The following is a 21,105-nucleotide window of genomic DNA, read 5'->3' as shown; positions in this document are numbered from 1 at the left end:
CCAGCGATGAGCAAAAGAGACTATTACGACGTTCTTGGGGTAGCCAGAGGCGCGGATAAGAAAGACATCAAAAAAGCTTATCGCTCCCTTGCGAATAAGTATCACCCTGATAAGAATCCAGACAATCCTGAGGCGCTGGATAAATTTAAAGAAGTAGCCGAAGCATACGAAGTTTTATCTTCCGATGAAAAACGCGAAGCTTATGATCGCTTTGGTCATGACGGTGTTAACGGTCAGGCTGGTGGCTTTGGTGGTGCTGGTGCAGGTGGTTTTAGCGATATCTTTGGTGATGTGTTTGGCGATATCTTTGGCGGCGGAGGTGGTGGCGGTCAAAGTCGTACACGCCGTGGTTCTGATTTACGCTACACCTTAGAGTTAGATCTAGAGCAGGCGGTTTGGGGGTGTGAAGAAAAAATCCGCATACCAACGCTTGTTAACTGTAAAACCTGTGATGGTTCTGGCGCGAAGAAAGGGTCTAAACCAAAAACCTGTGGCACCTGTGGTGGTGCGGGTCAAGTTCGCATGTCACAAGGCTTTTTCTCTGTTCAACAAACCTGTCCAGAGTGTCACGGTGCGGGTCAAGTCATTAGCGATCCGTGTCCTGACTGCCATGGTCAGGGTCGTGTTCAAGAGTACAAAACGCTCAATGTTAAGATTCCTGCGGGCGTGGATACGGGGGATCGTATTCGTTTGTCAGGCGAAGGGGAAGCTGGAGCCAACGGTGGACCAGCAGGGGATTTATTTGTTCAAGTATCGGTAAAACCTCACCGTATCTTTGAGCGCGATGGTGCGAACTTGTACTGTGAAGTGCCTATTAGCTTTACCACTGCCGCGCTGGGTGGCGAAATCGATGTGCCGACATTAGATGGTCGTGTGCGCTTAAAAGTCACGCCAGAGTGCCAAAGTGGTAAGTTGTTCCGTCTTCGTAACAAAGGCGTGAAACCTGTGCGTGGTGGTCCAGTGGGCGATTTGATTTGTAAGGTGGCGGTAGAAACGCCCGTGAATCTAACATCTCGCCAGAAAGAGCTGTTGACCGAATTAGCCGAAAGCATGGGGGAAGGAACGGATCATTCTCCGAAACAGAAGAGCTGGTTTGATGGAGTGAAGCGTTTCTTTGATGATATAAAAAAGTAATCTCCGATACACATAAGTCGCTGTAAGCATACAGCGGCCAATGTGTATTATCGCATAGTAACAATGTGCGAAAGAACGATTAAAAAAGGCATCATTTTAGATGCCTTTTTTATTGGGCTTGTCAGCGTGTTCTAATTGGCGCCTTTCTTATTGAGCAGGGAGTCAATGTAGCTGCTAAGAAGATTGGCTGCATTGGTGAAGCTCTTATTATTTGGGATGATAAAATCGGCTTTCTCGCGAATATCCAAGGTTTTGAGGGAGGCTTGGCGTACGTGGCGCATGTATCGACTGGTGACTTCGTTGACATTGCGAGCTCGTTCAGCGATATCTCGCTTTAAGCGGCGTACAATGGCAATGTCCATATCGGTATCGACAAACAGTAGATAGTCTACTGCATCGCGAATGGCGGCGTCTTGGAACATCATATGTCCTTCTACGAGAACAACATCCGTTGGTGCTAAGTTACGATAGCCAACACGCTTGTGTTGTGAGTGATCGTACACTGGAATTTCATTAGGTTGCTGCTTGTTTTTGCAGTTATGAATGGCAAGGATGATACTTTCTAAATCTAAAGAGCTTAAATCATCAAAGTTGTAGACGTCTGGGTCAATGCTGCCGCAGCCATTGTAAAAGCTGTCTTGGCAAAGGACGGTAATGCGATCTTCTTTGCCTTCGGCCAAAAGAGAACATAGTCGACTTTTGCCACTGCCAGAAATGCCTGTTACGCCAATAACAAGTGCCATGTGTAATGTACCTCAATAATGTCTCGTAATCGTCTCTAAAATATTCTAAGTTGAATGTCTTAAAGGTGTTTGTTATGCCATTTTTTATTGCGTCTTGAGCGGGGAGAGAGATGCAATTTTTGCGCATTTTAGCAGATGTTCTGTAGTGTTGTCTGCTAGGTTATTGACGCTGAAAAGGATTCGCCCAGTGGTGTTTTATGGCGATCAAATTTTTGAATGGTTTTGTATATTTTATGTTATGAAAGCGATAATTTATGTGTGATGAAGACACAAAACCACACAAGGAATGACCACCTACAAAATAGAATTAAAGGTACAATAGAATAGAGTGGTTTTTGTTGGTGGCCGAGTCTATTCATCGGCAGATTTAGATAGGTGTGAAGTGATGCGTTTGTGCTGGATTTCTAGGGTATTAGGCTGTGTTATGATGCTTGGTTTAGGCTCGTCAGCTGTATTTGCTGATGCTGCCTCAGAGCTTGAGAAACAGGCAACACCTCAGAATGGTGGGGCTGAGTTGTTTGGTCTCAAGGTGAACGATTTAAGTAAAAAAACGCTGGAGAAGCAGTTATCAAAAATGGGCTTACAGCCTTATCCTTCCTATAAAAAAGATGTGGTGTCTTACAGTCTTGGCCCAAAAGGTATTTTAGGGATTAAAGAACTGGATATCACCTTTAATGATTACGATTACATTCGTCACGCCAACTTGGCTGGGGTGGTTGAGAATACCCATGAGCGTCAGAAGCTGGGTGAGTTTCTGGAAAAAAAGTATGGCGAACCCAATGTCGGTTTTATCAAAAACGGCTATGGGCGTGCGAGGTGGTACTTTAAAGATGGCACTTATATCGAGCTGCATAACACGACATTTGATGTGTCGATCAGTTATGTCGATGAAGACCCTAAGGTACCATCAGAGTCCGGTACTATTGACGTCGAAGCCTTGTCAAAGCAAACTCAGTAAATTATTAAACGGGCCTTTGTATAAGGCCGCTTTTATCTGAGCTCTTGTCATGTTTCTGTTAGATTTGAATTTGCGTTTAGCGTATTTCCTGCAGCCTTACCTGCATTCTATCTCAGTTGCTCTGGTGGCAACTTGTCTGGTGATTTACGGTGATAAAGTCAATGGCTTTTTAAAAAGAGCAGTTGCCTCTTGGGTCTTTGTGGCTCGGGTGGCAGCGTTTATTTTGATGTGTGCCTTTGGCTATGGTTTATTAGCTTTGTGGAGTCAACCTTTGGTGTTTTGGTTGATTACGAGAATTGACCTAACCTATCGTCCTGTTGTGTTGTTTGCTTGCTTTTGTTTATTGGGCATTTTGGCGGAGCGAAAGCGTCAGTTATAAAAAATAACATGAAATTTTCTCTCTTTTTTGGTTATCAAATTACGGAATTATCCTGTCATTTTCAGTCTTCTCTCCGTGAATGGCTTGTGAATGTAGTAAAGTTTCTAAGTGTCTGTTGTTTTCTCGTTATTTCCATTAAAAATTGAGTTAAATATCGGATTTTAAAGGGATTTCGTTGCCTTTTTACAATTTGTTTTTAGACGAAAGCGACGGTAGACTGCCCCCAATTCGACTCAATAGTGTCTTCTGGGGAGCCTGATATGACAAACACTTGGTTACAATCTCTTGCGCTGGTGGAATCCATGATTCCGCTTTTGGGTAAACTTGGCCGCGAACACTCAGTCAAGGTCCAATTGGCTGGTCAGACATTAATGGCGGATTCCGTCACAGGTCTGATGGGCATTTTTGACAAGCACCCAGAATTGGATCTGACGCAGGTGTATCAAGTGCTGGAACAAGCCTTGGCAAGCCCTTCAAAGCAACGCGTATTGGCATTAGAAGCTTTGCTGGCTGAGGCCGATGTTAACTCTATTTTGTCAGCGCCGTCGTCAGAAGGGGAAACGACTCCCGTCGTACTGTATGGCTTTGGTCGTATTGGCCGCTTGTTGGCTCGCCGTATGTGTGCACTAGGTCATACCACTCCTGGTATGTACTTGGCGGCCATTGTGGTTCGTAAGGCCTGTGATAACGACCTTGCCAAACGCGCCAGCTTACTCAAATACGATTCCGTCCATGGTACCTATGATGGTTTGGTTAAAGTGGATGAAGCGAACCAAAGTCTGATCATCAATGGGCAAGTGGTGAAAGTGATTTATGCGTCTGATCCTGCTCAAGTGGATTATGCCTCTCATGGTATTAAGCGTGCTTTGTTGGTTGATAATACTGGCCGCTGGCGTGATCGTGATGGCTTGAATGTTCATTTACAACGTCCAGGTATTGAGCGTGTTGTGTTGACCGCCCCTGGTAAAGAAATGAAAAACATCGTATTTGGCGTCAATGATGGGGATCTTACGCAAACGGATCGTATTGTGTCAGCGGCGTCTTGTACGACCAACGCGATTACGCCGATTCTCTCAGTATTAGAGAAAAAATTTGGCATTGAATCTGGTCATGTGGAAACTGTGCATGCTTACACCAATGATCAAAACCTGATTGATAATATCCACAAAGGTGACCGTCGTGGTCGTGCCGCTGGCATGAATATGGTGATGACCGAAACAGGTGCAGCAAAAGCAGTATCTAAAGCGATTCCTTCATTGGAAGGCAAGCTAAGCGGCAGTGCTATTCGTGTCCCCGTTATTAATGTGTCGATTGCTGTTTTAAGTTTAACCTTAAAAGAAGCTACGTCGGTCGAAGTGATTAATCAACTCTTACAAAACGCTTCTAGTTCCGCAGAGTTAAGCGGTCAGATTGGTTTCAGTGCCGAAGCGGATGCTGTTAGTTCTGACTTTATTGGTTCTGAACAGGCGGGTATTTTGGACTCTTTGTCGACGAAAGTACGCGGTAACCAAGCCACTCTATATGTTTGGTACGATAACGAATACGGTTACAGCTGCCAAGTGGTGCGTTTGATGGAAAAGTTATCACAGGCTCAGTTGATAACTGAGCAAGTCCGCGAAGAGCAAGCGGCATAAGAATGGAATGACCGGATACACAGCAATGTGTATTGTGTGCGGCGACCCTTCGGGTCGCCGTTTTTTTTGTTTTAGTTTCGGGAAAAATACTAACGATTGCTTTGTAAACCTTGTATCATCCGCTTTTATTTTTTATTAACTTGATAAAGGGACGATTTCAAGAATGAAAAGCCTCATTATGTTATGGCTAGCCTGTATTTCTTTTTACACCTTCGCTGCTGAGTCGGACAATGACAATATGACCGCTGAGCAGTTTTTGCAGCAGCTCCATCCCCAGTCTGGTCATATTACACTTGCGAATGGCGTCGCAGAGCTAAATTTAACAGATAAATTTGAATATCTTTCACCTGAGAGTGCTGAGCGTTTATTGGTCGATGGCTGGGGCAATCCACCTGGTAATAAAACCTTGGGCATGCTGATTCCTACTGATACCAACCCTCTTAGCAATAATGGCTGGGGAGTAGTGATCACCTATCAAAAAGATGGTCATGTCAAAGACTCTGATGCCAATGAGATCGACTATAACGAACTTCTGCAAAAAATGAAGAAAGAAACACAGTCAGAGAGTGAAGAGCGGGTGAAACAGGGTTATAGTTCCATTGAGCTAGTTGGTTGGGCGCAACCGCCTCGCTATGATCAATCAACCCATAAATTTTATTGGGCGGAAGACTTTAAGACAGGTGCGTCTCGTGAAGATTCGCTCAATTACAAAATTCGTGTTTTGGGACGCGAAGGGGTGTTGGTACTGAATGTGATTGGCGGTATGAGCCAGCTTCATGACATCGAAAAAGAAACCCCAGCTTTGCTCGCGGTAACGAATTTTACGAAAGGCAATCGTTATGCGGACTTTAACAGTAAGACCGATCATGTGGCGGAATATGGACTTGCGGCGTTGGTTGCTGGTGGCGTGGCAGCGAAAATGGGTTTGTTTGCAAAACTGTTAGCGTTACTTATCGCCTTTAAAAAGGTCATTATTATCGGTGTGGCTGCATTTGGTGGCGTAATCATGAAGCTATTTCGCCGTAAAAAATAGGTTCTATGAATCATGATAAAACTGTTTTTGCTTCTCTTTAGTGCCGCCAAATTTGGCAAGCTCTTAACAATGGGCGGCACCATGTTGTTTTCCATGTTGGCTTATTCGTGGATATTTGGTTGGCGCTATGCCGTTGGGTTTGTGCTGCTGATTTTGTTTCATGAATTAGGGCATTATATGGCCGCGCGTCAGCGCGGTCTCAACGTTGGGGTTCCAACCTTTATTCCTTTTGTTGGTGCTTGGATTCAGATGAAAGAGCAGCCAACCAATGTGGAAACGGAAGCCTATATTGCCTTTGCTGGGCCCGTTATTGGGACGCTGGCTGCCATGGGGTGTTACTGGTTGGCTCGGGAGAGTGGTAGTCAGCTGATGCTGGCGCTCGCTTACGCAGGCTGTATGATTAATTTGTTTAACCTGATCCCCTTATCCCCTCTAGACGGTGGGCGAATTACTGCCATCATTTCACCTAAAATGTGGCTATTGGGGTTGCCGTTATTGGTCGGACTGTTTTTTTATAATCACAGTCCGATGTTGATATTGATTGTTATTCTGGCTTACCCTCAAATTAAGCAGGCCATTTGGCCTAATCCGAATGCCGTTCCCCAAGGGTATTACGAGGCCAGCTTTAATGAACGGACAAATTACGCCGTACTCTATTTGGGGTTGGTGGTATTCCTATCGGTAATGACCTATCTATTGCATACTAGTTTGGCAGGATAAATAGGCTGATATTTGCCTATCGATATTGGCCACTTTCTAAAGGTTTTCTTTGTGCTATCCAGCACCCCTTAGCAAGCAAAAAAAACCGGACATGAAGTCCGGCTTAAACAAAAGTAACTAGCAGTTCCAAACAAAATACCTCTGTGGGGAAGTATTGTGTCCTCTCAAATTCCAACTGTGGGAGTGGTCTTTGAGCTGGTCATCAACATAGTAAGGGCTACGTTGAAAGATCTAGATCAGGTCGCTGTTCAACCTAAGAGATAAGGCTTATTTTAGGTTTTTTGCCAGGTCTTTCAAACGATATAATCTGATCAATTGCATTAGAATAGCTAATCCAAATGATCCCTCGCCTGCAAAGTTTGTTATGATCTCTATATTGCTTAGCGTGCCAACTTTTTCTGTGACATCTTGATTTGTGGGGCATGTCAGAGCAAACGAGCATGCATTTTCACTAAAGTGTCATCATGTTTTGCTAAGAGGTTTTGGGTGTTGATTGTATTTTGCAGTAGTCACAATAGCTCAACAGAGGACAAGCTATGAAGCCAATTCCATTATATGGCTTAGAAACGTTTGCGATTGCCGCGCGTCACTTGAGCTTTACCAAAGCGGCCCAAGAAATGCACCTGACACAAGGCGCCGTGAGTCAGCAGATTCGTCAGTTAGAAGAGCGTTTGGGGCTCACCTTGTTTATTCGTTACCATCGTCGTTTAGAGTTGACCGTGGCGGGGGCGCGTCTTGCTGTGCACATTAATCACAGTTTTGCTCAGATCCAAGCCCTAATTTCTGAACTAAAAGAGGAGGAGACATCGAATATTTTGACCGTATCTGTCATGCCTTCTTTTGCAACGAAATGGTTGATTCCTCGTCTTGGCAGTTTGCAGAGACAGTACCCAGATTTACAGTTACGGATTCAGGCGAATGATCGAGAGGTCAATTTTCAGCGAGATCGCATTGATGTGGCGATTGTGCACAGTCATATTCATGGTCGCAATAGTTATATTGTACCTTTAATGAGAGATCAGGTTTTTCCCGTGTGCAGTGCCTCATTTGCCCAAGAGCAGGGGTTGATCGAGCCCAATCAGCTGGCAGCAATGGCATTGCTTAATGATGATTCCGAATGGCGTTTTTCCAGCCCATACGCGGAATGGGAAAAATGGTTGCAATTGGCCAATGCTAGGGGAGTAAAACCGTCGAGAGGCATCAGTTTTAATCGTGGGGATTTAGCGGTGCAAGCAGCCATTGCGGGTCAAGGCGTTGCGTTGGGGCGTACCCCGTTGGTAATGGATGACATACAGCAAGGCCGTTTGGTTAAACCCTTTTCTGAGGTATTAGATGAAGGGCATCGTTATTTGTTTGCCTGCCCTGATGTCCAGCGCCATCGAGAACCAGTACAACAATTACTGGCTTGGCTGGTTAGTGAGTGTTATCGCTATTCGCCAAAAGACTGTTTAACCCTGCCTGATGCTTTGCCGCATTTTTGAATCTATACCTATAGCCTTATATTCGTTATAGAAAATAGGGGGCTAAAAAAACCGATGAAAGACAGTGTGTCTCTCATCGGTTTTTTTAAGTAGGTGCTTTTATTAAAGAGGGCAAAACACGGATGTTTATGCCGCGATAGCCAATGATTTCTCTATGTATTCTTGAAGTGCTTTGACTTCGTTTTGCGACATTTCTAGGCCAAGCTTTGTGCGACGCCAGAGAATATCTTCAGCACTATGGGCCCATTCGTGTTTGATCAAATAGTCGACTTCTACCTGATACAACTCGTTGCCAAAACAGTGTCCTAGCTCTGCTTCGTTGCTGACCTTTTCCAACATGAGGTGCGTGAGGGTGCCATAGCTGTTGGCGAAGCGTTGTGCATTGTGTGCACTAATAAAAGGGTACTGTCTTTGGAGTTGGATGCCAAATGCGTCAAGAGGCATGCCTAAATCGCCGCCTGGCAGTGGCTTACTGTGTGTCCAAGGGGCGCCCATGTTATCAAAGTAAGGGGTTAATTTACGCATAGCCGATAGGGCTAATTGGCGATAGGTGGTGATTTTGCCGCCAAAAATACTGAGTAAAGGCGCTTTGCTTTCTTCATCTTCTAGGTGCAAGGTGTAATCACGGGTCACCGCAGAAGGGTTGTCTGATTCGTCTTCTAACAATGGACGAACACCGGAGTAGCTCCAAACAATGTCATCGGGGGTTAGTTGTTTTTTAAAGTGATCGTTTGCTACGCTGAGAATGTAACTTGTTTCTTCTGCAGAAATCGCTACTTTATCTGGGTCGCCTTTGTACTCCACGTCCGTTGTACCAATGAGGGTGTAATGTTCACGGTATGGGATAGCAAAGACAATGCGTTTGTCGACGTTTTGCATGATAAAAGCATTGGATTCTTTGTAAAGTCGTGGTACCACAATGTGGCTGCCTTTGATCATGCGGATACCATAGGGCGCTTTGCGTTCCATCTTGGTTTCGATGAAAGAAGAGACCCATGGGCCAGCGGCGTTAACCAGTGCCGTGGCGGTTACTTCTGTGATCTGATGGGTGAGCTGGTCTTCTAGTTCAATGCGCCATAGGCCATGGTCGCGTTTGGCGGCATTGCAGCGGGTTCTGGCAAAAATACTGGCACCGTTTTGTTGTGCGCTCAGCGCGTTGATAACGACTAAGCGAGCATCATCCACCCAGCAATCTGAATACTCAAACCCTTGCGTGATGTCGGCTTTTAGCGGACTGTCAGCGTTGTATTTCACGCCACGAGAGCCTGCAAGGGCTTCACGTTTGCCAAGATTGTCATACAAAAATAAGCCGATTCGAATCAACCAGGCAGGGCGTAAATGGGGACGATGGGGCATTTGGAAACGCATTGGAGTAACAAGGTGCGGCGCAACTTTAAGCAATACTTCTCGCTCGTTAAGTGCTTCGCGTACAAGTCGGAATTCATAATGTTCTAAATAGCGCAAACCACCATGGATTAATTTGCTGCTTGACGATGATGTTGCATGAGCGAGATCGCCCATTTCACATAAGCCAACTTTAAGTCCGCGTCCAGAGGCATCGGCTGCGATGCCTGTGCCGTTGATGCCACCACCAACAACAAATAAATCATAATGTACTTGAGTCATGGTGCTCCCCGCTTAACCTTACTCGTTTTTGAGTGATATGTTTTTCGTGTCTGTTGTTTTATGTTCATATGAAAATTTTTATGTTCGAAAACGAACATTCAAGACCTCATAATAGACCTCATGGTAACCAATGACAAGGTTTGAATATTAAAATCTGATGAAAAAACAGACAAACGCGGCTTAAGGCGGTTAGGAGCGGCATTGATGCAAGGTGCTTGGAAGGTGATAGAAACGCCTTACATCTGCCAACGGTAGAGAGATTCTTGATCGATCTGTTATTCCTGGGTTGCACAAAGTTCCAAACGAACTTTGTGCGCTTTCATGATGGTGAGCAGGCTTTTGGGCGGTTGCTCATTGGTGAACAATCTGTCCACTTGGGTGAGGCTGCCCAATCTCACCATGGCGTTACGACCAAATTTATTGGCATCAGCGGCTAAAAAGACATGGCGTGAGTTGGCTATTATGCTTTGGGCCACTCGCACTTCTTGGTAGTCATAGTCTAGTAAGGAACCATCGTTTACATCAATACCACTGATGCCAATGATGCCGTAATCCACTCTAAATTGATTGATAAAATCAATGGTGGCTTCTCCCATTATTCCGCCATCCCGCGAGCGTACTCGGCCTCCTGCGATGATGACGGTAAAATCTTCTTTGCCGCTGAGTATGGTGGCCACATTGATGTTGTTCGTGATGATTTGTAAGCCTTGATGTTTCAAAAGGGCGCGAGCAACGGTTTCCGTTGTTGTACCGATGTTAATAAAGAGAGAGGCGTGGTCAGGAATTTCTGCGGCAATACGATTGGCGATTTGCTCTTTGGCTGAGTGCTGTAGGATTTGTCGTGTGGCGTAGGCAACGTTAGTGGTACTGGAATCGTAACTGGCGCCACCATGATGACGACGAATCCGTTCGGATTGCGCTAATACATTGATGTCTCTACGAATCGTTTGTGGAGTGACGTTAAAATGACTGGCCAATTCATCAATCGTTACATAGCCTTTTTCTTTTGCCAGAGCGACGATTTTATCTTGGCGAGTTTGTTGGGCCATTGACGTTTTCTCCTTATAAAAAAGCCATTTGTTTGCTTGCGGGGCAAGACACATTGTTGTTGATTGTTATGGTTGACTATGAAGGTTAACAATAGCAAAAAATGTGCGCTAATAAGTGGATTTTGTGTGGTCTTTCATGAATTTATAAGAGCTAATCAGGTGTTTATAAAAATAGTAGAGGGTACCGAGGAGGGGATTTTGTCGTGCTGACGGGAGTGGCGTGATTTTTTTTACGATTTGAAACAGCCATTCCCTTGTATCCCTCTCTACTTATGACTAAGTTAAAGATTGATTAGGTTTCTTATGAAAGGATTTTACAACGATGTCAAAACAATTCGCCGAAGTGCAGCAAGATGATTTTATGAAATTTGGCGGTGAGCGTCCTAGCTATTTGCAGATAGAAGACTCTCTTATGGAATTAGGGGGGCATGGTGTGAATGGTAACGCATTTAAAAACGAAATGGTGAAATTAGCTGGCTGGACGGGTGGGGCGTTAACGACTTATGCCCAGCGTCCTGCTGTGGCGGTGAATGCCTTTAATCGAATTCGTAAAGTGTTACCAGAAGTGTCGACGCCAGAAGAGCTTAGAGAAGCATTAGTCCAACTGAAAAAAAATAGTCTTTGAGCATGAGCTAGAAAAAAACCGCTTTAAGCGGCTTTTTTGCATGTTTTTACGACCATTTTTTAGGGAGAGCTTTTACTAAGCAAAGACGTTATTCTGCGTCGGCAACGGCTCGAATATTATATTCGTCATCAAGAATGCGACCTATTACATTATTGCCTGCTAGGTGGTGAGCGTATTGCATGTGTAGACAGCGTACTTGATCCCAATTGGCAATCCCACCAATGCCTAATTTTTCAAACAGAGGCTTGAATCCTTTTTCCTCGATGATGGCTTTGTGTTCTGAGCTCATTACTTCCCAGCGGCGGGCAATATAGTCTTGATGGGACTGGTGATAGGCTTCACGCAGCGCGACGTCTTCTTTGATCCGCTGTTCTAACTCTTTTACCACACCTTGGCTCTCTATTTTGGCCAGCGCTTTGTCTATGGCTTTGCTTGATAGCCAGTATAGGGTGGGGAATGGTTGGTCAAACACCCAGGTTTCCATTTCAAGTACTTGAGGAATGCCGCTTGGAGAATGATGGGCGATGGCTCTAATGCCACTAGGTGTCCTGCCAAGTTGGCTGGTAATAATGTCGATATCGTGCTGAGTAAGGGTGTTTGTCATAGGAATAAAGGGATAGCGATAAAGGATACAAGAGCCTACATTAGGCGATGAATGATGGGAAGCTGGCGGCGAATTTCTGAATCCATTCGGCAGCAGCTTCATTATAATTAAGACGTCTACCTTGGGTTTTTGCTTGACGGCGATAATGTTCTATCTGAGACAATTGCTCGACCATGCGCACGCAATAACACTCGTCTTTAATGGGGAACTCAATGGCCACACGGTATTCCCCCACTTCTCGATCACACCATACAATGCGACCTGTCACGCAAAAGTTAGGGTCAATTTCTTCTAAAGTGACGCGCACAGATCGACCGCACTCATAGTACTGAGAGGCGAGACAGGTTATACCGACAAATCCTAACTTCTCTTCTGTACTCACAGGGAAGGGTTGATCCTCTATAAGAGTGATCTCCAAAGGTAGGTCTTTCGGGTGTGCAACAAATTCCATCGCAACGAGCCAGCTTATTCAGATAATCTTGTTATCGACCAAAGGGTCAGGGAGTTTAAAAATTACGCGAATTGTACGCTTTTTGTTCTCGCTGTACAGACGAATTTTAAGATAGCAGACCTTATATTCATAAACTTAACTTATATAGAAAGATTTGCTGCTCCATCAACTTAAAGGCTATGTTATTTTTTTCTATTTACCTGATAAAAATAGGTAAATTTATTGTAAATATCTAACGGGAGTCAACGTCAGCGTGAAGCTCGAATAAGGAGACCCCGTCTGTAGTGACAGAGGGTGACAGTATGCTTACTCCCTTTAGCATCCATTTTGTACTTGTTGGCAAGCCAGTTTTCCCAGTTGTTTTAATGCCTCATGCGTGCTGGTGTTCCATGTTAAGGCATAGTTGAGGCGAAAGTGATGTGGATACTGACCGGTTAGGCTAAAGGCCAACCCAGGGAGCATGCCAATGCCAATACTCAATGCTTGCGTATGCAGAGTCATGGCATTGATGTCAGGAGGCAGTGTCACCCAGAGTAAGAAACCGCCCGTTGGGGTGGAAGTACTGGTTCCTATCGGAAAGTGCTGCTTGATAGTGGCTTGGTAACGGATCAGGTTGTCATGATAGGCGGCTCGGGTTCTACGTAAATGTCGATCATAGGCACCATTTTCTAAAAAATTGGCAATGGCGGTTTGTGTGAGAGTTGGTACAGCGAGCGATTGAATATAAGCAAGGTGTTCGATTTGCGCTTGATGTTTTCCTGCTACCAACCAACCAACCCGAAAGCCTGGCGCGATGCTTTTCGAGAAGGAGCTGCAATAAATCACAGAATTTGTTTGATCATCTGCCTTGAGAGCGTGCTCTCGGCGATTATTGTAGTTCAGTTCCCCGTATACATCGTCTTCTATTAAGGTGAACTGATGCTTGTCAGCCAGTGTGAGTAGGTGTTGTCTCGCCGTGTGATTAAGTGTGGCGCCAGTTGGGTTTTGATTATCTGGTGTCACAATGCAGGCTTTGATTGGCCATTGCTGAAGCGCTTGTTCTAGCGCATTGAGATTGATGCCATGTCGGCTATCACAGGGAATTTCAATGGCTTTCATTTGTAATACTTCAATGACTTGCAGAACACCATGATACGTCGGGCTTTCAATGGCAATGGTATCGCCTGCTTTTGCAATGGCTTGTAGTGACAGCATTAAGCCATTCTGGCAGCCCATGGTGATGGTTATGTCGTCTGGCTGCAGCTGGCATCCTGTATCAAGCATGCGAATGGCAATTTGGCGGCGTAAGCTCAATGACCCTGGTGTAAAGGCGTAGGCGGCACAAATTTCAGGCTCTAAGCGCATCAGGCGCCCAACGGAGCGTTGTAACTGACGAATGGGTAAAAATGGGGATTGCGGTATGGCCGCCGCAAACTGAACGATATCCGCCCCTTGTGAGGCATGTAATAAACGGTGCAACAAGGCATGTATACTGCCATCGTTTTCAATGGGCTTAAGCATATTGTGAGGGGAGCTAGAGGGAATATGATCTTGTACAAAATAGCCTTTTTGTGGGCGAGCTTTAATAATCCCTCTGTCTTCTAATAGACTATAGGCTTGCAGGACGGTAGCCACACTGATATTGAGTTGTTTACTTAATTTTCGGACCGACGGTATTTTTTTCCCTGATAAGAAAATGCCGTCACGGACCTGTCTCTCCACTTGATTGGCAATTTTCTCGTATAAGGGGTGTTCCATAATATTATCGTCATACTCGGTCACTATTAATTGAATAATCTAGCAGATTGAAAGGCCGAATGAAATTGATTGCCATCTATCATATTCGCTTGGATGTTAACAGCCTGTATGAGCTGTATTCCCTCTTTATCACATAAGATTACATAATGTAAAATGCCGTTGACAAAACATAACTAATGAGTCAGTTTTATCTCACTTCCTTGAGAAATGACGCATCCATATAAATGCTTAGAGGTCAATTATGTCGTTATCTGTTGTTCAAAGGATCTTGGTAGGCTTTGGTGGATTGTTAGCCTTACTGTTAATTGTTGCAGCGGCCGGTTTCATAGGATTAGAGAAGGTTGAGAGTGGGCTAGAAAAAGCAACGGGCAATATTGCCAACATTAATAAAATAAGTAATCAAATAAACCAAAACCTTGCCAAAGCGGATACCACGGTTTTGCAATATTTGTTGAGTCGTTCGCCGGATACGTTAAAGCGACTAAAAGTGTCGTTTGAAGAAAGTAAGAAAAAAATTCAAACGCTATTTACCAACACTTCGGAGCAAGTACAAGATTATCCCAAGCTGGCTAAAATACTAGAAAAATCAAAAGCAGAAGTGACTGCCTTTTATCAGTTTACTGATATGGCGTTTAAAAATCATGAGCGCATGTTGCAATTACAAGCGAAAATTCCAGATGGTAAGTTTGATTTAAAAGATGACCTTTCCTATTTGATAGATAACCTGAATAGAATAAAAAAGAATCACCCAAATGAACAAAAAGGATTTGCAGCGTCTTATTTGGTCGATCAGTTTGAAAGTTTAAAAGCGACTATGAGTGATTATTTTGATTCAACCAATCTAAAGGACATGCTTGGCCTGAAACAAACGATGGCGCAAAACTTTTCTAGTATGGGGCAGAACCTTACCTATTTGGCTGACAGTGATACCAACGACTCCGTCAAACAAGTGAAGCAAGAGGTGTTGGGCGACAACAGTGTTGTTGATAATTATTATAACTTCATCAGCTTGGATCAACAGTCTGAAAGTATTGCCAGTAAGCTGGTGGACAAGATGGACGCGATCAGTGGTTTATCGAAACAAACGGTTGAAATGACGGAATTGCTTCGTGAAGAAGCGAAAAACTCGGCCAAGCAGGCAGCTTACTTCTCTAAAGTGTTTATGGCCATCGTTGTGTTAGTGTCGGTATTGATTGCGGTGCTGATCACCCTATGGGTAAGCCGTAGTATTCGTAAGCCATTGGCAAGTGTTATGTTGGTACTAGGGAAAATCACCGATGGAGACTTTACGCAACGTTGTCAGGTCTCGAGTAAAGATGAGTTTGGGGAGTTATCCGGTTGGGTTAATCAATTGGTGACGAAGCTTCAAAGTGTGATGCAAGATGTTAATAAGGCGTCAAACGATGTGGCGGACTCGGCAGAGAGAAATGTTCGCCTTGCAGGCGAAACGAAGACACTGATGAATACACAAAGTGACCGCTCCTCCAGCATTGCCACAGCGATGACGGAAATGCTGGCGACGGTTCAGGATGTTGCAAAAAATGCCGAAATTACCCTAAACCAGGTGCAAGAAGTGGATACGCTGGCGGTCGAAAGCCGCAGTAAAATGAGCTCAAATATCCATGAAATTGAGCAGCTGGTGGCGCAATTGGAGTCATCCGAAGGCGTTGTTAATGAGCTGGATGAGCATTCGAAAAACATTGGAAAGATTTTAGAGGTGATTCAGGACATTGCTGAGCAAACCAACTTATTAGCACTGAATGCTGCTATTGAAGCCGCACGTGCAGGGGAGCAAGGTCGAGGTTTTGCGGTTGTAGCTGATGAAGTACGTTCTCTGGCGAACCGTACTCACGCCTCAACGGAGGAGATCCAAAGCGTTATTAATTTGTTGCAAGGTGGGGTATCGAAAACGGTGGCCGCCATGCAAGAAAGCAAGGATAAAGCCTATTCTAGCGTAAAAGAGACGCGAACGGTTGGCGAAGCATTAGACACCTTGCAAACACGGATGGTAGAGGTGAGAGATTTGAGTACGCAAATTGCCACGGCTGCAGAGCAGCAATCACTAGTAGCACAGGATATAAATAAAAGCGTGCATGAAATCTCAGCAATGTCTGAGGAGGCGACTAAGAGTGCGGATTTAAGTGAGAAAGACAGTGAGCAGTTGTTTGACTTATCGTCTAATACTAAGCGACTGTTGTCTCAGTTTAAAGTCGTAGCGTAATTCAAATGCACGGCTGATTTTCGTCATTTACCAAATTGGGAAAGATTTTTCTGAGGCGGTGTAATGCGTCTTGCTGTTTATTTGTTGTAGGATAGCGTTCGTTAATTCTTTGTGGAGAAAAGCATGGCAATTCAAATCGGTGATATGTTACCCCATGGCCAGTTCCAAGTAATGGGCAAAGAAGGTCCAGAAAATATAGATGTGACGGAGTTCTTCTCGGGCAAAAGAGTGTTGATGTTTGCTGTACCAGGTGCGTTTACTCCAACCTGTAGTGCTAGCCATTTGCCAGGTTATGTTGTGCATTATGATGCAATAAAAGAAAAAGGCATTGATGAGATTGTTTGTCTTTCTGTAAACGATGTGTTTGTTATGAATGCTTGGGGAAAAGCCAATAATGCTGAACATCTGGTGATGGCGGCAGATGGCTTAGCTGAGCTGACTTGCTCGCTGGGTTTAGAATTGGATATCTCATCGGCGAAAATGGGAATTCGTAGTCGTCGTTATGCCATGTTAGTCGACAATGGCATTGTACAGCAGCTTTGGTTGGATGAGCCGGGTGAGTATAAAGTGAGCTCCGCTGAATACGTGTTATCTCAATTATAAGCAAGTGTTTAGACGGCGATAGAAGCGTCTATACCACTCACATCATTGAAAAAAACCGCTTCATGAGTAAGCGGTTTTTTTATGTCTGGTTGTTGGGTAGTGCGGTGACTTTTGATAGGTACTATGTGTGATCCGCTCAGTATTAGAAAAATGCAAATTAACGCTATATCAAAATGCAATACTATTGTGTTCAAATTGAAATAGCCAAAGGCGCTCCAGAGCGAAATACTCTTCGTTAAGTGATGCATTGGTTCAAATGGCTGAAGGATGGCTTCATCACAGCGAATCAATGCTTGTTATCTTAATATAAGAAAAGAGAAGAGTAGCATGATTATAGATTGCCATGGACACTACACCACCACACCTCCTGGCGTTGGTGCTTATCGAGATAAGCAAAAAGAGCAAGTCGCGAAAGATCCGGCTTTTGTTGGCGAAAAAGGTAAGGTGGTCGTCTCTGACGATGAGATCCGTGAGAGTATCATTAATAATCAGCTTCGCTTGCAAAAAGAGCGTGGCACAGATCTGACGATTTTTTCACCGCGTGCTAGCTGGATGGGCCATCACATTGGCAATGAATACACTAGTCAATATTGGACTGAGCACCAGAACGATTTAATTCGTCGTGTTTGTGACCTTTTCCCTGACAACTTTGCGCCAGTGGCACAATTGCCTCAGTCTCCGGGAGTGGATCCAGCGAAGTCGGTCGGTGAAATTGTGCGCACGGTAGAGCAAATGGGCTTTATTGGCATCAACCTGAATCCAGATCCAAGCGGCGGTTATTGGCAAGACAAATCCTTAGCAGATCGTTCCTTTTACCCCATCTACGAAAAAATGTGTGAATATGGCATTCCCGCTATGATCCACGTCAGTGCTGCTTGTAATGATTGTTTTCATACTACAGGTTCTCACTATTTAGGTGCCGATACCACAGGTTTTCAACAGCTGATGATGTCGGATGTTTTCAAAGACTTTCCAGATCTAAAAATTATTATTCCACATGGTGGCGGTGCTGTGCCTTACCACTGGGGACGCTTCCGTGGCATGGCGCAAGATCAAGGGTTTGATCTGGCGGAACGGGTATTGAATAACATCTATTTTGATACTTGTGTTTACCATCAGCGTGGGATCGATCTTTTGTTAGACATTATTCCAACGAAAAATATCTTATTCGCTTCGGAAATGATCGGTGCTGTGCGCGGTATTGACCCAGAAAGCGGTCACTATTATGACGATACTAAGCGTTATATTGATAACAACACTGTGTTGAGTGCGGCACAGAAACAAGAAATTTTTGAAGGCAATGCGCGTCGCGTCTATAGCCGTTTAGCAATTAATGGCTAGTCATCGTAATCCGAACAGATGAGGAGAAGATCATGCGAAATAATATTGTAGTGCAGCATATTGAGCGTGCAGACCAAGAAGTGATTGACGGTTTGGCAGAATGCGGCGTGGCGACGATTCATGAAGCGCAAGGGCGTGTGGGGTTGTTAGCCCATTATATGCGTCCTATTCAACAGGATGTGTCAGTGGCTGGGTCTGCCGTGACGATTTCCGGCGCAGCGGGAGATAACTGGATGATGCACGTTGCGATTGAGCAATGCCAAAAAGGAGACATCATGGTATTCGCGCCAACATCGCCGTCTAATCATGGCTTTTTTGGCGATCTATTGGCTACATCTGCACAATCTCGTGGTGTGGTGGGCTTGATTATTGAGGGTGGGGTTCGTGACACACGAGATCTACGCAAAATGAAATTTCCTGTTTGGTCCAAGGCCATTTTTTCAGAAGGGACGATCAAAGAAACCGTTGGCTCGGTCAACGTTCCCATGGTCTGCGCTGATGCCTTGGTGAACCCTGGTGATGTAATTGTTGCTGACGATGATGGTGTGGTAGTGGTGCGACGTGAAAGTGCAGCGCAAGTGCTAGAGCTGGCACGCAAGCGTATGGCAAATGAAGAGGCTAAACGTGTTCGCATGGCCAATGGTGAACTGGGATTGGATATTTATGAAATGCGCCCTCGTTTAAAAGAAAAGGGTTTGAAATATGTCTAAGGCAGCCAATCTCATAGACAGCGCGCCTTGCATGTGGATGCGAGGAGGCACGTCAAAAGGCGGCTATTTTTTAGCCTCTGATTTACCAGAAGAAACCGCCGCTCGCGACCAGTTTCTACTTCGAATGATGGGCTCGCCAGATGATCGTCAGATTGATGGCATGGGGGGCGCGGATCCCCTTAGCTCCAAAGTGGCAGTGGTGAAACCGTCCCAGCGAGATGATGCGGATGTGGATTATTTGTTCTTGCAGGTCTTTGTTGATCAGGCCATCGTCACAGATGCACAAAACTGTGGCAACCTGCTTGCTGGGGTTGGGCCATTTGCCATTGAACGAGGCTTAGTTGCTCCTCAAGAAGGTGAGACGACAGTTCGCATCTTTATGGAAAATACGGGGCAGGTCGCGACAGCACAAGTGTCTGTGAAAGAAGGAAAGGTGTGCTACCAAGGTCGAGCGAGAATCGATGGTGTACCTGGTTTTTCTGCCGCTGTGCCTATTACTTTTAACGATACGGCAGGTTCTAGCTGTGGGGCGTTATTACCGACTGGCAATGTGGTCGATGTGGTCGATGGCATTGAACTCACCTGCATTGATAACGGTATGCCCGTTGTGGTGATGCGCGCCTCGGATATGGGGATTACTGGTAGTGAAACACGGGAAGAGCTGGAAGCGAACGAAGCCCTGCGCACTAAGCTCGAATCGATTCGCTTACAAGTGGGCCCAATGATGAATTTAGGCGATGTAAAAGACAAATCGGTACCGAAGATGACAATGGTCAGCGCGCCAATGAATGGGGGCGCGATTTCCACTCGGACATTTATCCCTCATCGTTGTCACGCGTCGATTGGTGTCCTTGGCGCGGTGAGCGTCGCCACTGCCGCTGTGCTGAAAGGTTCTCCGGCAAATGACGTGGCGACCTATGAGTCAGGGTCGACTATGTCCTTGGATGTGGAGCATCCGATTGGTTCCATGACTGTGATTTTACATCAGCAAGACAATGGCGAAGTGAGCTCTGCTGCGATTTTACGCACAGCCAGAAAATTGTTCGATGGGCAGGTGTTTGCCCATGACAACGGTTTATAAAGAGTAGCGCCCTGTAATGAAAAGCCTTAAACAAATATTAAAATAGGTAACAGATCATGATGGATAAAGATTACATTCCTTTTCATCCTAACCCAAGTAAGCCGAACTTTCGTGTGCCTGAAGGTTCGGTAGACGCCCATTGTCACGTGTTTGGTCCAGCGGATAAATTTCCTTATCACCCAAAACGCAAATATACCCCGTGTGATGCATCGAAAGAACAGTTATTCGCGTTACGGGATCATTTGGGATTTTCCCGCAATGTAATTGTTCAGGCATCGTGTCATAGTACGGATAACTCTGCCTTGATTGATGCGCTTAATTCAGCCGGAGAGTTGGCGCGAGGTGTAGCATTCGTGGATGACAGCATCACCGAGGAAGAGCTGAAAGTGATGCATGAAGCGGGTGTTCGCGGCGTACGCTTTAACTTTGTAAAACGCTTAGTAGACAGTACACCTAAAGAGGTTTTCTTTGCAATTGCAGATAAAATCCGACCTTTAGGTTGGCATATTGTTGTCTACTTTGAGGCTGCGGACCTTGAAGAACTGATTCCTTTCTTAAAGGAGTTAAATACCACCATTGTAGTCGATCATATGGGGACGCCAAAAGTTGCTAATGGTGTGGATCATCCGGATTTCCAGCGTTTTGTGAACTTCATGGCAGACAACGATAATGTTTGGTGTAAGGTGAGCTGCCCTGAGCGTTTAACGCAACATGCCCCGGATTACTCTGATGTCTACCCATTCGCCCGTACCTTGGTAGAGAAATTTCCAAATCGTGTGTTATGGGGAACCGATTGGCCTCACCCAAATATGAAAGTGGAAGCGCCGAACGACGGGCATTTGGTGGATGTTATTCCTCACATCGCGCCCACCAAAGAGCTACAACAGGCCTTGTTAGTGGACAATCCAATGGCGCTTTATTGGGCAGAATGATTCCCAGGGGTGAGTAAGGCGTGCTTTGTCGTGTGGATGGATA

20 protein-coding genes are annotated in these 21,105 nt (G+C 45.1%); 14 read left to right on the top strand and 6 right to left on the bottom strand.

Annotation, left to right across the window (positions count from 1 at the left end; all coding sequences use genetic code 11):
• Window positions 1-6 precede the first annotated feature (6 nt).
• Entirely contained in the window at window positions 7-1,134 is a 1,128-nt protein-coding gene (gene dnaJ, locus JHD45_RS20540; protein WP_199478376.1) for a molecular chaperone DnaJ, read from the top strand.
• A gap of 131 nt (window positions 1,135-1,265) precedes the next feature.
• Here the strand turns inward: dnaJ and JHD45_RS20535 are convergent, their stop codons facing one another.
• Complete coding sequence (locus JHD45_RS20535) at window positions 1,266-1,877, bottom strand: uridine kinase family protein (protein ID WP_199478375.1); 612 nt, start codon at window positions 1,875-1,877, stop codon at window positions 1,266-1,268.
• Window positions 1,878-2,301: 424 nt separating this feature from the next.
• On the opposite strand from JHD45_RS20535, the gene JHD45_RS20530 reads away from it, so the two are divergent.
• From JHD45_RS20530 to gcvA, 6 genes are all read left to right on the top strand, one after another.
• On the top strand, window positions 2,302-2,835 hold the full coding sequence (locus JHD45_RS20530) for a uridine kinase (protein ID WP_233407971.1): 534 nt from the start codon (window positions 2,302-2,304) through the stop codon (window positions 2,833-2,835).
• Window positions 2,836-2,884: 49 nt separating this feature from the next.
• Window positions 2,885-3,214, top strand: a complete 330-nt coding sequence (locus JHD45_RS20525) for a DUF3392 family protein (RefSeq protein WP_199478373.1) — start codon at window positions 2,885-2,887, stop codon at window positions 3,212-3,214.
• 260 nt (window positions 3,215-3,474) lie between these two features.
• Entirely contained in the window at window positions 3,475-4,848 is a 1,374-nt protein-coding gene (locus JHD45_RS20520; RefSeq protein WP_199478372.1) for a glyceraldehyde-3-phosphate dehydrogenase, read from the top strand.
• A 163-nt stretch (window positions 4,849-5,011) separates the two neighbouring features.
• Window positions 5,012-5,881, top strand: a complete 870-nt coding sequence (locus tag JHD45_RS20515; protein ID WP_199478371.1) for a DUF2167 domain-containing protein — start codon at window positions 5,012-5,014, stop codon at window positions 5,879-5,881.
• Window positions 5,882-5,893: 12 nt separating this feature from the next.
• Window positions 5,894-6,601 (top strand): site-2 protease family protein, encoded by a 708-nt coding sequence (locus JHD45_RS20510; protein WP_199478369.1) that lies wholly within the window; start codon window positions 5,894-5,896, stop codon window positions 6,599-6,601.
• A gap of 536 nt (window positions 6,602-7,137) precedes the next feature.
• Entirely contained in the window at window positions 7,138-8,082 is a 945-nt protein-coding gene (gene gcvA, locus JHD45_RS20505; RefSeq protein WP_199478368.1) for a transcriptional regulator GcvA, read from the top strand.
• A gap of 126 nt (window positions 8,083-8,208) precedes the next feature.
• Here the strand turns inward: gcvA and glpD are convergent, their stop codons facing one another.
• Entirely contained in the window at window positions 8,209-9,708 is a 1,500-nt protein-coding gene (gene glpD / locus JHD45_RS20500; protein WP_199478366.1) for a glycerol-3-phosphate dehydrogenase, read from the bottom strand.
• A gap of 275 nt (window positions 9,709-9,983) precedes the next feature.
• Window positions 9,984-10,757, bottom strand: a complete 774-nt coding sequence (locus JHD45_RS20495) for a DeoR/GlpR family transcriptional regulator (protein ID WP_199478364.1) — start codon at window positions 10,755-10,757, stop codon at window positions 9,984-9,986.
• 322 nt (window positions 10,758-11,079) lie between these two features.
• Here JHD45_RS20495 and JHD45_RS20490 point away from each other — a divergent pair, with 322 nt between their 5' ends.
• Entirely contained in the window at window positions 11,080-11,382 is a 303-nt protein-coding gene (locus tag JHD45_RS20490) for a hypothetical protein (protein ID WP_199478361.1), read from the top strand.
• Between the two features lie 88 nt (window positions 11,383-11,470).
• Here the strand turns inward: JHD45_RS20490 and JHD45_RS20485 are convergent, their stop codons facing one another.
• From JHD45_RS20485 to JHD45_RS20475, 3 genes are all read right to left on the bottom strand, one after another.
• Window positions 11,471-11,986, bottom strand: coding sequence for a DUF501 domain-containing protein (locus JHD45_RS20485; RefSeq protein WP_199478359.1), 516 nt, complete (start codon window positions 11,984-11,986; stop codon window positions 11,471-11,473).
• A 40-nt stretch (window positions 11,987-12,026) separates the two neighbouring features.
• Complete coding sequence (locus JHD45_RS20480) at window positions 12,027-12,437, bottom strand: energy transducer TonB (RefSeq protein WP_199478357.1); 411 nt, start codon at window positions 12,435-12,437, stop codon at window positions 12,027-12,029.
• Between the two features lie 315 nt (window positions 12,438-12,752).
• Complete coding sequence (locus JHD45_RS20475; protein ID WP_199478355.1) at window positions 12,753-14,174, bottom strand: PLP-dependent aminotransferase family protein; 1,422 nt, start codon at window positions 14,172-14,174, stop codon at window positions 12,753-12,755.
• 241 nt (window positions 14,175-14,415) lie between these two features.
• Here JHD45_RS20475 and JHD45_RS20470 point away from each other — a divergent pair, with 241 nt between their 5' ends.
• The 6 genes from JHD45_RS20470 to JHD45_RS20445 all read left to right on the top strand — a co-directional run bounded on the left by JHD45_RS20470 (window position 14,416) and on the right by JHD45_RS20445 (window position 21,062).
• Window positions 14,416-16,395: a methyl-accepting chemotaxis protein gene (locus tag JHD45_RS20470; protein ID WP_199478354.1), complete on the top strand. Its 1,980-nt coding sequence runs from the start codon at window positions 14,416-14,418 to the stop codon at window positions 16,393-16,395.
• A gap of 123 nt (window positions 16,396-16,518) precedes the next feature.
• Window positions 16,519-16,998: a peroxiredoxin gene (locus tag JHD45_RS20465; RefSeq protein ID WP_199478352.1), complete on the top strand. Its 480-nt coding sequence runs from the start codon at window positions 16,519-16,521 to the stop codon at window positions 16,996-16,998.
• A gap of 327 nt (window positions 16,999-17,325) precedes the next feature.
• Entirely contained in the window at window positions 17,326-18,339 is a 1,014-nt protein-coding gene (locus JHD45_RS20460) for an amidohydrolase family protein (RefSeq protein ID WP_199478351.1), read from the top strand.
• Window positions 18,340-18,371: 32 nt separating this feature from the next.
• Window positions 18,372-19,049, top strand: a complete 678-nt coding sequence (locus tag JHD45_RS20455; protein ID WP_199478349.1) for a 4-carboxy-4-hydroxy-2-oxoadipate aldolase/oxaloacetate decarboxylase — start codon at window positions 18,372-18,374, stop codon at window positions 19,047-19,049.
• Complete coding sequence (locus JHD45_RS20450) at window positions 19,042-20,130, top strand: 4-oxalomesaconate tautomerase (protein WP_199478347.1); 1,089 nt, start codon at window positions 19,042-19,044, stop codon at window positions 20,128-20,130. Before JHD45_RS20455 ends, JHD45_RS20450 begins: the two co-directional genes overlap by 8 nt.
• A 56-nt stretch (window positions 20,131-20,186) precedes the next feature.
• The gene (locus JHD45_RS20445; RefSeq protein WP_233407970.1) at window positions 20,187-21,062 is read left to right on the top strand and encodes an amidohydrolase family protein; all 876 of its coding nucleotides are present in this window, start codon (window positions 20,187-20,189) and stop codon (window positions 21,060-21,062) included.
• The last annotated feature ends 43 nt before the right edge of the window (window positions 21,063-21,105 follow it).

It is taken from the genome of Marinomonas spartinae (assembly GCF_016461715.1).
GTDB classification, from domain to species: Bacteria; Pseudomonadota; Gammaproteobacteria; order Pseudomonadales; family Marinomonadaceae; genus Marinomonas; species Marinomonas spartinae_A.
The sequence above is the reverse complement of the archived record's forward strand: the minus strand, read 5'-3'. Positions and strand labels throughout refer to the sequence as shown.